Source organism: Streptomyces sp. NPDC102274 (genome assembly GCF_044766385.1).
Classification (GTDB): domain Bacteria; phylum Actinomycetota; class Actinomycetes; order Streptomycetales; family Streptomycetaceae; genus Streptomyces.
The window spans coordinates 60,091-74,820 of the sequence record NZ_JBIWLW010000032.1 but is presented as its reverse complement, the minus strand read 5'-3'; the positions used below and the strand labels follow the sequence as shown (position 1 = coordinate 74,820).

General features: G+C 70.9%; 13 protein-coding genes and 1 pseudogene. 5 read left to right on the top strand and 9 right to left on the bottom strand.

Features of this window, described 5'->3' with window-relative positions; translation table 11 throughout:
• Positions 1-44: 44 nt before the first annotated feature.
• On the bottom strand, positions 45-704 hold the full coding sequence (locus ACIRQP_RS32625; RefSeq protein ID WP_403896537.1) for a response regulator: 660 nt from the start codon (positions 702-704) through the stop codon (positions 45-47).
• Positions 701-1,981 carry a sensor histidine kinase gene (locus ACIRQP_RS32620; RefSeq protein WP_403896534.1) on the bottom strand — a complete coding sequence of 427 codons (1,281 nt, stop codon included), beginning with the start codon at positions 1,979-1,981 and terminating at the stop codon, positions 701-703. The genes ACIRQP_RS32625 and ACIRQP_RS32620 overlap by 4 nt, the downstream gene beginning before the upstream one ends.
• A 134-nt stretch (positions 1,982-2,115) precedes the next feature.
• Here ACIRQP_RS32620 and ACIRQP_RS32615 point away from each other — a divergent pair, with 134 nt between their 5' ends.
• Together ACIRQP_RS32615 and ACIRQP_RS32610 are read left to right on the top strand one after the other, a co-directional pair.
• Complete coding sequence (locus ACIRQP_RS32615; protein WP_403896532.1) at positions 2,116-3,024, top strand: ABC transporter ATP-binding protein; 909 nt, start codon at positions 2,116-2,118, stop codon at positions 3,022-3,024.
• A complete protein-coding gene (locus ACIRQP_RS32610; protein ID WP_403896529.1) occupies positions 3,021-3,926 on the top strand; it encodes an ABC transporter permease in 906 nt (301 codons plus the stop codon). The genes ACIRQP_RS32615 and ACIRQP_RS32610 overlap by 4 nt, the downstream gene beginning before the upstream one ends.
• Before the next feature lie 72 nt (positions 3,927-3,998).
• On the opposite strand, the pseudogene ACIRQP_RS32605 reads toward ACIRQP_RS32610, so the two are convergent.
• A pseudogene (locus ACIRQP_RS32605) lies at positions 3,999-4,136 on the bottom strand (SAM-dependent methyltransferase); the annotation flags it as partial.
• 180 nt (positions 4,137-4,316) lie between these two features.
• On the opposite strand from ACIRQP_RS32605, the gene ACIRQP_RS32600 reads away from it, so the two are divergent.
• Complete coding sequence (locus ACIRQP_RS32600; protein WP_403896527.1) at positions 4,317-4,679, top strand: hypothetical protein; 363 nt, start codon at positions 4,317-4,319, stop codon at positions 4,677-4,679.
• 73 nt (positions 4,680-4,752) lie between these two features.
• Here the strand turns inward: ACIRQP_RS32600 and ACIRQP_RS32595 are convergent, their stop codons facing one another.
• From ACIRQP_RS32595 to ACIRQP_RS32580, 4 genes are all read right to left on the bottom strand, one after another.
• The gene (locus ACIRQP_RS32595; RefSeq protein WP_403896524.1) at positions 4,753-7,677 is read right to left on the bottom strand and encodes a M56 family metallopeptidase; all 2,925 of its coding nucleotides are present in this window, start codon (positions 7,675-7,677) and stop codon (positions 4,753-4,755) included.
• A gap of 54 nt (positions 7,678-7,731) precedes the next feature.
• A complete protein-coding gene (locus tag ACIRQP_RS32590; RefSeq protein ID WP_403896521.1) occupies positions 7,732-8,265 on the bottom strand; it encodes a hypothetical protein in 534 nt (177 codons plus the stop codon).
• Positions 8,266-8,471: 206 nt separating this feature from the next.
• The gene (locus tag ACIRQP_RS32585; protein WP_403896518.1) at positions 8,472-8,942 is read right to left on the bottom strand and encodes a nuclear transport factor 2 family protein; all 471 of its coding nucleotides are present in this window, start codon (positions 8,940-8,942) and stop codon (positions 8,472-8,474) included.
• 222 nt (positions 8,943-9,164) lie between these two features.
• Entirely contained in the window at positions 9,165-9,395 is a 231-nt protein-coding gene (locus ACIRQP_RS32580; RefSeq protein ID WP_403896516.1) for a hypothetical protein, read from the bottom strand.
• A gap of 346 nt (positions 9,396-9,741) precedes the next feature.
• Here ACIRQP_RS32580 and mptB point away from each other — a divergent pair, with 346 nt between their 5' ends.
• On the top strand, positions 9,742-11,316 hold the full coding sequence (mptB, locus tag ACIRQP_RS32575; RefSeq protein WP_403896513.1) for a polyprenol phosphomannose-dependent alpha 1,6 mannosyltransferase MptB: 1,575 nt from the start codon (positions 9,742-9,744) through the stop codon (positions 11,314-11,316).
• A 217-nt stretch (positions 11,317-11,533) separates the two neighbouring features.
• Here mptB and ACIRQP_RS32570 read toward each other — a convergent pair whose 3' ends face one another.
• Positions 11,534-12,859, bottom strand: a complete 1,326-nt coding sequence (locus ACIRQP_RS32570) for a geranylgeranyl reductase family protein (protein WP_403896511.1) — start codon at positions 12,857-12,859, stop codon at positions 11,534-11,536.
• A 450-nt stretch (positions 12,860-13,309) separates the two neighbouring features.
• Here ACIRQP_RS32570 and ACIRQP_RS32565 point away from each other — a divergent pair, with 450 nt between their 5' ends.
• On the top strand, positions 13,310-13,606 hold the full coding sequence (locus tag ACIRQP_RS32565; protein WP_403896508.1) for a hypothetical protein: 297 nt from the start codon (positions 13,310-13,312) through the stop codon (positions 13,604-13,606).
• An 88-nt stretch (positions 13,607-13,694) separates the two neighbouring features.
• Here ACIRQP_RS32565 and ACIRQP_RS32560 read toward each other — a convergent pair whose 3' ends face one another.
• Positions 13,695-14,567, bottom strand: a complete 873-nt coding sequence (locus ACIRQP_RS32560) for a TauD/TfdA dioxygenase family protein (RefSeq protein ID WP_403896505.1) — start codon at positions 14,565-14,567, stop codon at positions 13,695-13,697.
• Positions 14,568-14,730 lie beyond the last annotated feature (163 nt).

The window sequence follows — 14,730 nt, the reverse complement described above, 5'->3', positions numbered from 1 at the left end:
TGCCCGTTCCGCCTGGCCTGGCGGGGACGTTCGCATCTGTCCGCTCAGGACGACGGTGTCACGAGGCCCGTCTCGTAGGCCAGGATCACGAGCTGCACCCGGTCGCGGGCGTCGAGCTTGGCGAGCAGGCGGGTGAGATACGTCTTGGCGGTGGCGACGCTGATGCAGAGCCGTTCGGCGATCTCGGTGTTCGACAGGCCGCCGCCGACCAGTGTCAGTACTTCGCGTTCCCTGTCGGTGATGCCGCCGAGTTCCGCCCTTCGCGGTGACGTGGCCGCCGGGCGGCCGACGAACTCCTTGATGAGGCGGCGGGTGACGCTCGGTGCGATCAGGGCGTCTCCGGCGGCGACGGTACGTATCGCGGCGAGGATCTCGTCCAGGGCCATGTCCTTGACGAGGAATCCGGACGCGCCGGCGCGAAGCGCCCCGTAGACCTCATCGTCGTCGTCGAAGGTCGTCAGGATGATGACGTGTGCGGAGCCGGTGCCCGCGGTGATCAGCCGGGTGGCCTCGATGCCGTCCATGCCGGGCATCCGGATGTCCATCACGACGATCCCGGGGGCGAGTTCCCCGGTCAGGGCGACGGCTTCGGCGCCGTTCGACGCCTCACCCACGACCTCGATGTCCACGGTGTCGGTGATGACCATCTGGAGGGCGGCGCGGACCAGGGGCTGGTCGTCGGCGAGCAGGACGCGGATGGTCATACGGCCTCGGCCCTCGGCTCCGTTTCGGCCCACGCGGATCGCGGTACCGGCAGCCGGGCCGCGACCAGGAACCCGCCGCCCTGCCGCGGCCCGGCGGTGAAGTCGCCGTGCAGCAGAGCGACCCGCTCGCGCATGCCGACGAGGCCGTACCCGGTGTCCGTACCGGCGTCGCCGCCCCTGCCACGGTCCGAGACCTCGATGGCGAGCGCGTCGTCGAGATGATCGAGGCGCACCCGGCAGGACGTGGCCCCCGAGTGCCGTACGACATTGGTCACCGACTCCTGGACGATCCGGAACGCCGCGAGGTCGATGTCCGCCGGCAGCGGGTGGCCCCTGCCCCGCCATCGCAGGTCCACGCGGACACCGGCGGCCGTGGTCGTGCCGGCGAGGCGTGCCATGTCCGCCAGTCCGGCGGCCGGGTGCGGAGGCGCTTGCGCGCGTCCCGGGTCTTGGCGGGTACGTTCCTGGTCTCGGGCCTCACGCCCCTGTTCCTGGTCGGCCTGGCGCAGCGCGCCGAGCATCCGCCGGAGTCCGGACAGCGTCTCGCGCCCGGCCTTCTCCACGGTGAGCATCGCCTCGCGGGCCCTGGCCGGCTGGGTGTCGACGACCCGGGCGGCGGCGCCCGCCTGGAGGGCGATGATGCCGATGCTGTGGGCGACCGTGTCGTGCATCTCCCGTGCGATGCGCAGCCGTTCGGCGGTGACGGCCTGGGCGGCGGCGCGGGCGTGCAGCTCTTCCGTGTGGGCGCGGGCCTGGAACACCGAATGGCCGGCAAGCCAGGCGATGATCACGGTCAGGGCCACGTACGGCTCGGAGGAGGTGCCGGAATCGCCGCCCGTGAGCGTCCGCAGGACGAGGTAACCGGCCGGCACGGCGATCGCCCCGGCGGCGGCGAGGAGCGAGGTGCTCCGGGGCCGGGTGGCCGCGACGTAGCCGAGGACGGCATCCGCTCCCAGGAACTGCAGCGGCGGGATCTCGTCCTGACGCCACGCCGCCGTGGAGAGGACCGTCCCGAGGAGGACCAGTCCGTACGCCACCGACGCCCTGCGTCGTAGCAGGGCGCTGCCGGCCAGGACGAGCGCGAAGGTGAGGACAAGCAGCGTCCGGGCCGCGAACGAGTGCAGTCCGTCCCGGGGATAGCTGAGCGAGTACCCGGGCCCGGACGGCAGCACGACGTACTCGACGATGGGCTGCACGGCCGCCGCGAACCACACCAGCGCCGTCCACAGGCCCGGCGGTATGCGCTTGAGCAGCGGCAGAGGCGGTGAGGCGGACATGGCGTGATCGTAAACGGCGGGCGGGCGGGCGGTCATCGGCCCGTGGTCGTACAACCGGGGTCGACATCCACGCCGTTCGATTGTCAGCGGGAGACGGACGACGAACACGGCTGCCCACCGGCACCGTTGTTCCCGTGATCGAAGTCAACGAACTCACGAAGCGATACGGCCGCACGACAGCCGTCAACGATCTGACCTTCACCGTGCGCCCCGGCCGGGTGACGGGTTTCCTCGGACCGAACGGCGCCGGCAAGAGCACCACCCTGCGGATGATCCTCGGCCTGCACGAGCCCACCGGTGGCACGGTCACCGTCGGCGGCCGGCCCTTCCGTGACCGCCCCCGCGGTCTGCGTCATGTCGGCTCACTGCTCGACGCGCACGATATGCACGGCGGGCGCAGCGCGGTGGCGCAGCTGTCCGCCCTGGCCCGCGGCAACCGCATCCCGCGGCGCCGGGTGGAGCAGGTGCTGGAGGAGGTCGGCCTCGTCGAGGTCGCCCGGCGCCGCATCGGCGGATTCTCCCTCGGCATGAAACAGCGGCTCGGTATCGCGGGAGCTCTGCTCGGCGATCCTCCGGTGCTGCTCTTCGACGAACCGCTCAACGGCCTCGACCCGGAGGGCGTGAAGTGGGTGCGTGACCTGTTTGGGCGGCTCGCGGCCGAGGGCCGCACCGTCTTCGTCTCCAGCCATCTGATGTCCGAGATGGAGCACACCGCCGACCAGCTGATCGTCATCGGCCGGGGCGAACTGATCGCCGCGGAGAGCCTTACCGAGTTCTCGGCCCGCGGAACCCGGCGGAGCGTCACGGTGGGCACAGCCGCCGCCTCCGTCCTGAGCGACCTGCTGACGGCGCGGGGCGCGACCGTACACGCGGAAGGCGAGTTGCTCACCGTCACCGGTATGGAAGCGGTCCGTATCGGTGGGATCGCCCTGGAGCACCGCATCCCGCTGCACCACCTCCACACCGGGTCCGCCTCCCTGGAAGAGGCGTTCATGGAGCTCACGGCCGACAGTGTCCAGTACCTCGCAGGAGAATCCCGATGAGCGCGACCAGTTCCACGCCCACGCCCATGTCCGACTCGGTGCCCGCTTCTGTGTCCGCTTCGGCGTCGTACGCGCCTGTCGGCGCGCCCGGTGCCGCCGAACCCCGCGCGCGCTTCCATGATCTGGTCGTGGCCGAGTGGATCAAACTCCGGTCGCTGCGCTCGACCTTCGTCGCGTACGGGGCGACCGCCCTGGCCGTCATCGCCTTCAACGCGGGAACCGCCTATGACACGTACAACTACTGGGGCACGCGCGCCGCGGCGGACCGGGCCGCCTTCATCCGGGAGGGGGTCGCGCTCCAGCACGCCTTCACCGTGAACGCCGCCATGGTGATGGTGCTCGCCCTCGGCGCGATCGGCGCGCTCGCCGTCATCGGCGAGTACAGCACGGGCACGATCCGTACGACCTTCGCGGCCGTTCCCGCCCGCCGTTCGGTGATGGCGGCCAAGGCGGTCGTCGTCGCGGTGGTCACGACCGCCTTCGGCTTCTTCGTCGCGGGAGCCTCGTTCGTTCTGACCCAGGCGATTCTCGACGGCCGGGGGGTGGGTGCCTCGATCGGTGACCCGGGCGCCCTGACCCTCGTCGTCGCGTCCGCCCTCCTCTCGCCGGTGTGCGCGCTCGCCGGTCTGGCGCTCGGCGCCGTCATCCGGCAGACAGCGGGCACGATGACCGCCACCGTCGCGGTGCTTGTCCTGCTGCCCCTGGCCCTCACCGACGGCCGCCACTGGTCGGCGGTGGCCGATCACGCCATGCCCTTCCAGGCGTGGATACGGCTCTCGGAGGTCAACCACCCGCAGACCGCCTTCCCGTGGACGGCCTCCGGAGCGTGGACCGTCTACGCGGTATGGGTACTCGCCGCGGCCGTACTCGCCGTCACCAGCGTGCACCGGCGCGACCAGTAGGAAGTGCCGGTGCCACCAGCGAGCCGTGGTTCCGGCTCCGGCTCCGGCTCAGGGAAGTCCGCACCACGTCGGCTACGGCCGGGCGATGCGGCGGAACAGGGCTGTCCAGAGGAAGGACTCGCCGAAGGAGGGGGACTCGGGCGACTCGTCGTGCATACGGCGCAGTTCGACCTCCGCCAGGTCGGAGAAGATCCGGCGGAGCGACTCCGGCAAGCCAGGGCGAGGGGCAGGGCGAGGGACAGGGGCAGGGGCAGGGGCAGGGCCGCGGATACGGAGCGCCGCGCGTCGGCCGCGAGCCGCGCCGGCTCGCCGTATCGGTGAGAACACCCTTTCGTCGAACGTAAGTTGAGGATTTCCGGCAGGGCCGACGGTCGGTTTATGATCTTGGTTATGACTTCGCAGACCCCCGAGAAGAGTCCGTCCCGCAAGCAGAGACTCCAGGAGAAGCAGCGGCGCCAGCTGGCGGTCGTCGACACCATCGACAAGGCCGAGGCCAAGCTGCGGAAGGCCGAAGCGGAGCTGGCCGAGGCCGTGGCGGAAGCGGTCGAGGTCTTCGGGAGCGAGCAGGGCGCTTCCGAGGAGCTCGGGCTGTCGATCGAGTCGATCCGCGGCTTCCTCAGCCTCGTAGAGGGCGGCACGAGTGGTGCCGAGGAGCCTGACGGGGCAGGGGAGACCGTGGAGACCGCCCCGGCGGTGAGCCCCGCGAAGGCCAAGGCCGAGGTCAAACCGGAGCAGGAACCTGTGGCGGTGTAGCCCCCGGCGTCGGTTCGTCGTTCCGGCCCCCGCCGAGCACGGTTCCGGGGCATGGTACGAAGACACCGCGGCCTCAATAGCCGCCGTAACCCGCCTCGCGCAGCACCGTTTTGACCCTGTTCGTGACCGCCGCGGCGCTGTTTCCGGCGGCGATCAGGTCACCTATCGCGGTGACGAAGAGATCGTTGTCCTGCCGCTCCAGGGCGCGTTCGCAGTCCTGGCTGCCCTTCTGCGCCTGAGTACCGAGAGCGTGCCAGGACGACTGGGCCTCGGGGTCGGGTACCCGGAAATAGGCGCCGTTCACCCAGCCGGCGATTCTGCCGAAGTCGGCGCAAGTGGGCCGGACCCGGGCCAGATAGGTCAGATTGGTGTTCTTGGTGTCCACGGCCGAGCGCAGCACAGCGCCGATGTGCTCGAAGTCGGCCGCGGCATGCTCCAGCAGGTAGCGGCCGCCGAGGCGGTGCCAGGCGTGGACCTGCTGTGCCCTGGTGTCGGCGGACACCGGCACGGCGGGTACGTCCGACCACTGTCGGGTCAGCCACTGGCTGGTGGCGGCGTCGGGGACCATGGTGTGGAACCTCGCCAGGTAGACCGGCTCCACCACGCCGATCCCCAGCGCCGCCGCGGACAACACGCCCACCGCCAGGCGCACGCGGAAGCCCCGGGCACCGACCGTTCGCCCACCGGGCCGGGGCGGTTCCACACCCACCATGCCCGTCGGTCGCGTCCGCCCCGGCCATACGCGTCGGCCGAGCGATCCGGCCGCCGCCACCAGGAGAGCGACGACCGCGGCGAGTACGAGGGTGCTGTTGATCAGACGCGGCAGCGTCCACTGCAGCAACTGCCAGGCAGGGTGCCAGGAACAACTGCTCTCCAGGGTGTTCAGCGGCCGGACGCAGCCGTCCGAGGAGACGAGCACGACCATCCCCGCGAGTCCCAGCAGAGCCGCCGACTCCGCCGCGATCAGTGTGCCGACCAGCCGGCGCCCTCGGCCGGTCCGCACCCCCGCGACGACCGCCGCCACCGCCGTCGACCCCACCAGGGCCACGAACATCCACACCAGATAGCGGACCTCGTACACACCACCGCGCTGCTGTGGACCGGGCTGTGAGGTGTGCAGGTAGGCCTGCACACCCGCGAGGGCGAGCCAGCACACCGCCCCGCCCAGCAGCCCCGGCCGCAGAGCCCGGTGCAGCGGCGGCACCGGCTCCCCGGCCGGAGTCCACCGGTCGCCACCGCCGGGCAGGGTGCCGGTCACCCAGCGCGGAGTGCCCGTGACCCGGCCGATCGCCCAGGCCGCCAGCGGTACCACCCACAGCGCCGCCATCGCGGCGGGAATCAGCGGTGAGGCGACGAATCCGTTCACCACCGGCAATACGGCGGCGACGGCCGAGACCACGGCCGAACGCGCCCCGTCGGCATCGGTGGAGATCCCGGCGGGGCGCGCCTCGCCGGAGCCGGGGAACACCTGAAGGACGCTCTGACGCGTAGCACTGCCGCTGTAGGACGCCCCGGCCGCCCATGACCACCCGTCCATGGTCCACCAGGCGAACCACGCGGACAGCACCAGCGTGGCGGACACCAGACCGATCAGCAGCGGCGGACGAAGCGAGCGCCCGCGCCAGGTACTGGCCCACAGGTGGGCGCACTGGGTGACCCACCAGGCGAACGCGACCCCGGCGACCACGACCAGGATCAGCACCGCGGGCCGCTGCGGAAGCCATTCGGAGCCGCCCATGCCGTATCCGGTGAACAGCCCCCCGGTGCCGAGCCCGGCGCCCAGCCACAGTCCCGTGCGCACCCCCGAGGGCACCGGCCTCCCCGTCAGGACCGCGTACGCCACCGTCCGCCAGAGCGCCGTCCCGATCACCCCGGCGACCAGCGCGGCGGGGGCCAGCGACACCAGTTGGACCCGCCACAGGCTGTAGAGGCTGTACGTCGACAGATAGGTCAGCAGGTGAACGCTGATCGTCGCCGCCGCTGCTCCGGTCAGGAACATCGGCAGGGCACGGGCCCCGAACAGCGGCGCCGGATCCACCAAGGCGTCACGGCGCTCCTCCCAGCGCGGATGCGTGCCCCAAAGCTCCCGCAGCGAGCCGAGCGCGCGCCGGAACCTGCCGCCTGCCGGGGTCCGAGTGGTGACGTCCCATCCGTGGGGGTTCGCACCCCAGCGCACCGCTGCCAGGTCGGCGTAGACCTCCCGGCTGCGCAGCACGTCCGACCGCGCGAGGTAGACCAGCGCGACCAGGAGGCCGGGGAACAGCAGTCCCCGGGTGAGCACCGGTGCGTCGGTGGACCAACTCCACCACGTGAAGATGCCGTAGACCTGAGTGCTCTCCCAGATCAGATAGGGCACGAGTACCAGGGCGAGGAACACCCGCCACAGGGCGACGGTGCTATAGGTGACGGTGACGTCCCGGTTGGCGATGTGGGCGAACTCGTGCAGCAGCACCGCCCGGAAACGCTGGGGGTCACTGTGCCGGCAGGCGAGCAGGCCGCCGTACAGGCACACGGTCGGCCGGCGATTGCGGCCGAAGACCACGGCGCCGGTGGAGACCGCGGCCCGGTCGACGACCATCCGCGGCAGCCGGGACAGGCCGGCGGTCTGCGCCAGGTCCGCCAGCAGGAGGCGAATCGCTCCGTCCTCGTCCACTGATTCGAGCGGAACGGCCCGCCTTCGCCGGGCTTTCCAGGCAGGCAGAAGGAGAAACAGCAGGGCGGCCGCGACGGACAGGAGGACCGGCCAGCCGTAGATCTGCCACTGCGCGGGCGGTGGTGCGTACTTGGCCATGCACGCCTCGTAAGGGACGGCCTGGCTGAGGGCGTTGACCGCTGAGGCAAGGGTCCCGGCCCGGTCCGGGTCGATCCCCGCCGCGAGTTGGCAGCCCACTTGGTCCCTGCGGTGCAGAGCGAGGACGACGGGCAGCATCATGGCTCCGCTGGCGGCCAGCAGCAGGACCAGCAGCATCGCGAAACGCACGGTCGTACCGGCGCCCATCGCCCGTTCGTCGATCGGGGGCCGAGGGGCGGGCGTGCCCATAGTGGGGCCGGCCTAGTTCTCTTGGGGAGTGCCGGATACGGCGGGGGTGTCCGGCCCGCCGTCGTCGGAGGTATCCGGCTCGGCCAGCGCCAGCCCGGCCACGACCCCGTCCGCGACCTCCGAAGCGCGCTCGGCGGGGAGGCCGCGCCGTTCGGCGGTCTCCAGCACCAGCCGCCGTACCTCGACGAGCTGTTCGCGGGTCAGCGGTGGCATCGTGACGGGCGCCTGGCGTCGCCGGAACAGCCGGCGCAGCAGAGCGGTCGATTCCCTCGACGCACTGTCCAGGGCGGCGTCCGCGATGCGTCTGGCCGCCTGGTCCAGCGTCAGCCAGACCACCGGTGTGATCAGCACCGCGATCTCGCCCATGCCGAATCCCAGTGGCTCCCGCCGCTGTCCGCGACCGGTCAGACGCCGGATGGCTGTGGCGTCGTCGAGGTTGAACAGCCCGTCCAGGAGGGGCAGTTCGTCCGGTGCCAGGTCGGCGATCACCTCGCGGACCAGATCACGTACTCGGCATCCACCGGACGAGAGTGCTTCTGAACCCATGTCATCTCCCCGAGGGCCCGGCGCCTTCCCCCATCGGCCGCGTCAGCTGATGACAACTGTGGCATGGAATCAGTTCGTTCGACAGCGGGACCGCTGAACACCCTGCCCGGCGAGGCCGCTCGCGGACTCCTGTCCGTGGCGGCCCTCGCTCTCACCACGCCTGATCCGTCCGGCCGTCTCCGGCCTCCGACCGCTCGTCCGCGCTGTCAGGCAGGAACCCGGGAGGCGGCGATCCGGTAGAGACGCTCGTCGCCGTCGACCGGTCCATTGCGCCTGACGGCCCATGTCCTGATGCGCCATTGATCGTCGATTCGCTCCAGGTTCTGAATCCACTCGCCACGCATGGAACAGAACTTCACCGCGCTCGGCGCGTCGTCCAGGTAGTGGTACGCGTGCACATATGTCCGGCATCGTGCTCGGGTGCCGTCGATTTCGATCTGAATGTTCGACGTGGCGTGGTTGGTCACATCGAACCCTGCCAGCGCGCGCCTCATCCCTTCGGCCAGCTCTTCGACGGACACCTCCTGTGGCGGGCCTCCGAGGTGGCTGGACAGGTCGAGGGTCAGCCTGGAGGTGAAGATCCGGTGGAGCAGATCCCACCTTCGGTCGTCTTGCGCGTATGCCAGCGAAACGATGCGATCGTTTATCGCGGCTCGATCGACCAGCTGTCCGTCCAAGGCTGACACCTTTCACTCCTCCACTCACAGCACTGTCGGCGTCCTGGTTCGCTACTACTCGCGTCGCCGCGGCAGCGGCCATCCACCAGGTCGTCAGGGCTTTTCTTCTACGGGGGTGCCGGGCCGGGCGTTGTTCTCCGACGTCTCAGCCGGCGACGACGCGGTGCCCGACCGGGGCCTGGGGGTCGGACAGCCACTCGGTCATGGAGCCGTCGTAGACCTTCACTTGGTCGTAGCCCGCGGGGAGGGGTCCCACAGCATCGCCGGACCCGACGCGGACACGGCCGAACAGGGTACGTCGACGCTGCCGGGAATGGTCTTGGTCAGGACCTGGAGTGCCTGTTCGGGCAGGATCGAGGCGTCGACCGCGAGCAGGTCGGGGTCATCGAGGCGCTGGGCGAGCCATGCGGTGGTCACCAGGGGGGCCGGCAGGCGGGTGCTGCGGTTGGTCATGTCGCTGAGGCAAACACGGCCAGTGATCCGCGGCGAGTTTATTTGCTGTTTTGGCGAATGCGTGATGTCCGCACGGCGCGGGCCCGCGGGCGGTGGCGGAGTTCGCGTTCGGCGACCGGCCGACCGGTGGTGTGGGTGGCCAAGCGGGTGGGCTCCATGCCGTCGGGGTCGGTGAGCCTCAACCGGGCCTCCGGGGACGGGCCGGCCTCGTGCTGTGTGTGCCTCACCCTTGTCACCTCTGTGTGGGCCGGAGACGGTTCCCCTGACCCGGCCCACACAGCACGGCCGGCCTTGGACAGGCTCCCTCACCCGCGGCCCGTGCGGTCATTCGATAGGTTGGCTGGTCATGTGGGCATTGAACGCCGGTGGATACCGTCGGCTGGGCGCGGCCGGCTCCGTCGCGGCCGCTGCGGGCGGCTGGGTCGCCGGTACGCTGCCGGACCGTGAACCGTGGGGGCTCTGGATGCCCCATGGGTCCGCGGTGACCGTGGCGGGCGCCGTCCTGGCGTACGTCGGGCTGACACTGCTCGTCGTCGCCTGGTGGCGGTACGGCAGGGCCGGGGCCTCCACGCGCGACACGCTTGTCACCCTTGTCTGGTGGGCGACCCCGCTCGCGTTGGCGCCGCCGCTCTACAGCGCCGATGTGTACAGCTACATCGCCCAGGGCGCGATGGTCCTCGAAGGACACGACGTCTACGGCGCGGGCCCGTCCGTCCTCGACCCCGCCGGGCTCGGCGGCGACGCCGCCGCGAGTGTCGGAGCGAACTGGACCGACGCCCCCGCACCGTACGGTCCGTTCTTCCTGATACTCGCGCGCGGCGTGACCTGGGCGACGGGCGGGACCATCGTCCCCGCCGTGCTGGGGATGCGCCTCATCGCCGTGGGCGCGTTGGTGCTGATCGTGTGGGCTCTGCGGCGTCTCGCGCGCGAGCGCGGCACGAGCGAGAGCGGCGCGCTGTGGCTCGGGGCGCTCAATCCGCTGTTGCTCATGCATGTGATCGGCGGCATGCACAACGACGGGCTGATGATCGGTCTGATGCTGGCGGGCGTGGTGCTCGCCCTGCGCGGCAGATGGATCGCGGCGGGCGCGCTCGTCGGGCTCGCCATGATGGTCAAGTCCCCGGCGGCGATGGCGCTGCTGTTCATCGGCGTGTTCGTGGGCAGGGCGGCGACCGGAACGCTCGCTCGGCGGGTGGCGAAGGGTGTGGCGCCGGGCCTGGTCGCGGTGGCGGTCGCCGTCGCGGCGGCACTGCTCGGCGGCACCGGCTTCGGCTGGCTCCGGACCCAGAGCGTCGCGGGCACCATCCACACCGCGCTGTCGGCCACCAGCGACCTGGGTCTCGGCCTCGGCGAGCTGCTGCACCTGCTTGTCGGGACCGACCCGGGCCCGGTCAAGGCCGCCGTCCAGGACCTGGGGCTGGGGGCGGCGCTCGTACTGATCGCGTACCTGGCGTGGCGGACGGTGCGTGCCAGCCCGGACGTGGCTCGGGCCTCGGCCCCCGCCCGTGCCGTGGGTACGGCCCGTGCCGCGGACTCGGCCCGTGCCGTGAATACGGTCCGTGCCGCGGACGCCGACTCCGCTTCGGAACGTGCCCGTCCGCTGGATCCTGTCCATGCCCTGGGGATGGCTCTCCTCGCTCTGGTCGCCCTCTCGCCGATGGTGCAGCCGTGGTACCTGCTCTGGGGCATGACGGTGATCGCCGCCACCACGCCGTACGGCCGTACCGGCACGGTGCTGACCGTGCTGTCGGCAGCGCTCGTGTACGAGACCCATCCCTCCGGGGCCACCCCGTGGTACGGCTTCGTCCTGGCGGTCGTCGCGTGCGTGATCGGCACGCTTCTCGTCCGCCGCGACCGGAACGCGCCGGTCGAGGTCCCGGCGCCGACTGAAGGGCTTGCCGTCGGCGCTCACCGTACGTAGCCGCGCTCCGCGCGGTCGGCGACCGGCACGTCGAGGGGGGCGCGCGAGGCCCACCGCGCCTTCGTCGAGGCGTTGCAGATGGCGCAGTACGCGAGGCGGAGCCGAGCGCCGTCTCCTCGATGCGCAGAACCAACACGTCGAACTTCTCGGGCTCCTCCGGACCGGTGAGCGAGACATTCGGAACCCGTCGCTCCGGTGTCGTGGACGGCCGCCGTCCTCAGCGGCGGCGTACGGGCGGTGCCGGGACCAGGCGGACGACGGTGTTGAGCAGATGGTCGATGACGTCCCGCGAGGGCTTCTCGGTGAGGTTGGCGAGCAGCCGGGCCAGGGCCTTGAGCAGGAACGGCGAGCCCATCACGTAGCGGTTGAGGACCGGTTGGAAGCCCGACCGGCTGAAGACGAGGTCGGCGGCGGCATTGCCGAGACGGTAGTAGCGCCCCCAGCGGCGGTTCATCTCCACGGGGTAGTCGCGCAGCACATGCTCGCGCCTCGGCCCGTCGGGAAGGGCCAGCGCGAGCGCTGCCCGCTCGGCCGCGACCTGGCCCGCCTCCATGGCCTGGCCGATGCCCTCGCCGTTCCAGGGGCTGATCATGCCCCCCGAGTCGCCGACCAGCAGCAGCCCGCGCGTGTACAGCGGATGACGGTTGAAGCCCAGCGGCAGAGCCGCGCTCCTGACGGGACCTTCGGCGTTCTCCTCGCGCAGCCCCCACGCGTGAGGTGTACGGGCGAGCCAGTGGTCCAGCGCCGTCCGCAGATCCGCGTTTCCGTACCGCCGGTGCGGCAGCGCGCCGAGACCGACATTGACCCGGCCGTCGCCCATCGGGAAGATCCAGCCGTATCCGGGCAGATAGTGATCGTTCCCCGGATGGCGCAGATCGGCCCAGAGCTCCAGGTACTCGTCCTGGGAGCGCTCCGCGCTGCGGTAGTAACGGCGGGCGGCCGTCGCGATCTGCCTGTTCGGGTCCCGTTGCAGGCCCAGGGCGAGGGCGAGGCGGGCGGAGGCGCCGTCGGCGGCGATGACGATCGGTGCGCGATAGACCGTGGGCTTCCCGGCCCCGGCCGCCGCCCCGGCTCGGGTCCCCGCCCCGTCTGCCGCTCCCGCCGCCGTCGTTTCGGCTGTGGCGGTGACACCGGTGACACGGCCGGCGGGATCGGTCACCGGGCTCGTCACCTTCACGCCCTCGCGCAGCCGCGCTCCGGCGGCGACCGCGCGCCGGGCCAGGATGTCGTCGAAATCGTGCCGGCTGCGCGAGAGACCGAAGTCCGGGTAACTCCCCAGGCCGGGCCAGTCGATATGGACCCGGTGCTCACCGGCCACCCAGCGCATCCCGCGTGACCGCATCCACCCCGGAGCCTTGATGTCGACGCCCATCCGGATGAGTTGATGCACCGCCCGCGGGGTCAGGCCGTCGCCGCACACCTTTTCCCGGGGGAAGCGCGTCTTCTCCAACAGCAGGACATCGACGCCCGCCGCTGCCAGATGGTAGGCGGCGGACGAGCCGGCCGGCCCGGCCCCCACCACGATCACCTCGGCCTCGTCCATGAGGAACCCCTTCCTGGGACAGCCGGTGCCACACCGAACAGGGCAGCCCCGCACGTCATCATCGGTCAGGACGAGCTGATACGGAACCTGGCCTCGTGACGCGGAGGCCGGAAATGTCCCCCGGGAATGGGACTTTGGGGCGATGGTGGCGTGCCGTTCACGCTGGTCCACGACTGCACGCCGGCAGCCATGACTGTCACGCGGGCAGCCTGGCTCGCGCGTTCCCCCGCCGAGCCCGGGGCCCCGGGCCGAAAGGGTTTCCTGTACGTGGCGGACGGTCACCGATATCCTGGAAGGCTTTCCACTGCCGTGGATCGTGCGGTGAACCGCCGTCCGCTCCAGGACCGGCCGGTGCCGCGGACAGAGGAAGGGGTGTGTCGCCGTGATGTGGCGAACCCGGCCGCCCGCCCGGAGAGCCCGGGATGGGGCGGCGGTTCCGGAAGGAACGAGATGTCCCGAACGGACAGGACCAAGCCTTTGCGGGTGCGCTTCGCGGAGCACAACCCCCGGCCGGTCCACGATCACCGCTACGGCCCCTGCGATCTGCCGACCGACCCGACGTGGGAGGACACGGACACCCGCTGCCGGTGGGGACACTCCGACTTCGGCCGGACGTGCTGTTCAGGACCGAACGGGCGTGCCGCCAAAAAGGAGTGGGGGGAGATGAACAGGGCCCGCAACCGCAAGGATCGCTACGCGGCCCGGCGCGAGGCTCGCCGTTTCGCCACCGGCGAGTACAGCGGCTGACTCCGCCTCCGTCGGACACCCCTCAGGTGTGTCCGTCCGCTGTCCGGCGGATCTTCGCGGACCAGCGAAGATCCGCCGGACAAGTCCACTAACCCTTGAGCGGGCCGCCGTTGATGGCGATCCGCTGGCCGTAGCGCGTGAACGGGTAGTAGTCGTACGTCGCGTGGTGCTGTACGCAGCGGTTGTCCCAGAACACCAGCGTGTTGGGGCTCCACCGGACGCGGCAGCTCAGCAGCGGCCGGTTCGGCAGCACGTCGAACAGCATGCCGAGCACGGCCCGGCTCTCGTCGGACGACAGCTGCGGTATCCGTCCCGTGTAGGCCCTGTTGACATAGAGGATCCGCCGGTCGGTCTCGGGGTGACGCACCACCAGCGGGTGTTCGCTCTTGGGGATCACATATCCCGGCGGCGGGGTGTGGCCCTGAAAGGCGATGAGACCGTCGTGTATGGCGGTCATGCCGTCCAGGAGCTCGCGCATGGCCGGCGACAGCATCTCGTAGGCCAGATGCATATTGGCGAACAGGGTGTCGCCTCCGCTGCCCGTCTCCGGTACGCGGGTGAGGTAGAGCATCGAGCCCAGCGACGGTTCCGCGTCGGCGGTGCCGTCGGCGTGCCAGCCGTTGCCCGCCACGTTCGCCGCCTCGGCGGTGGTGCTGATCTCCAGGATGTAGGGATCGCCCTCCTCGGGCGGCGGGTTCACCGGGCGGAGCTCGCCGAAGTGACCGGCGAAGCGCTTGTGGTCCTCCTGCGTGAGGAACTGGTCGCGGAAGACCAGGACATGGTGGTCGAGGAACGCGGTCTTGACCTCGCCCAGTTGCTCCTCCGACAGCTCCCGGGAGAGGTCGACGCCCGAGACCTCGGCGCCGATGACGGGGGTGAGGGAGTCGACCTCGATGGTCCGGTAGTCCCTCGGGGGCCGTGAGGTGACACGTTCCAGGGCGTCCAGTTCGTACTGCTCCACAACTTCCTCCTGTGGGGTGGGAAAACGAGTCTCGGCCGGACAGGGCCTAAGGGGTTTGAGGCCTACGGGTTTGGATCCCACGGGTTTGGATCCCAGGCGTTTGGGGTGCAGGCGTTTGGCTCGCAACACGAGAGACGAGGTCCCCGGCCGCGGAGCCGGACGC

Excerpts from the sequence above, each read along its gene's own strand:
- ACIRQP_RS32625 (WP_403896537.1), bottom strand. The coding sequence starts at position 704 with ATGACCATCCGCGTCCTGCTCGCCGACGACCAGCCCCTGGTCCGCGCC.
- ACIRQP_RS32620 (WP_403896534.1), bottom strand. The coding sequence starts at position 1,981 with ATGTCCGCCTCACCGCCTCTGCCGCTGCTCAAGCGCATACCGCCGGGC.
- ACIRQP_RS32610 (WP_403896529.1), top strand. The coding sequence starts at position 3,021 with ATGAGCGCGACCAGTTCCACGCCCACGCCCATGTCCGACTCGGTGCCC.
- ACIRQP_RS32600 (WP_403896527.1), top strand. The coding sequence starts at position 4,317 with ATGACTTCGCAGACCCCCGAGAAGAGTCCGTCCCGCAAGCAGAGACTC.
- ACIRQP_RS32595 (WP_403896524.1), bottom strand. The coding sequence starts at position 7,677 with ATGGGCGCCGGTACGACCGTGCGTTTCGCGATGCTGCTGGTCCTGCTG.
- ACIRQP_RS32590 (WP_403896521.1), bottom strand. The coding sequence starts at position 8,265 with ATGGGTTCAGAAGCACTCTCGTCCGGTGGATGCCGAGTACGTGATCTG.
- ACIRQP_RS32580 (WP_403896516.1), bottom strand. The coding sequence starts at position 9,395 with ATGACCAACCGCAGCACCCGCCTGCCGGCCCCCCTGGTGACCACCGCA.
- mptB (WP_403896513.1), top strand. The coding sequence starts at position 9,742 with ATGTGGGCATTGAACGCCGGTGGATACCGTCGGCTGGGCGCGGCCGGC.
- ACIRQP_RS32570 (WP_403896511.1), bottom strand. The coding sequence starts at position 12,859 with ATGGACGAGGCCGAGGTGATCGTGGTGGGGGCCGGGCCGGCCGGCTCG.
- ACIRQP_RS32565 (WP_403896508.1), top strand. The coding sequence starts at position 13,310 with ATGTCCCGAACGGACAGGACCAAGCCTTTGCGGGTGCGCTTCGCGGAG.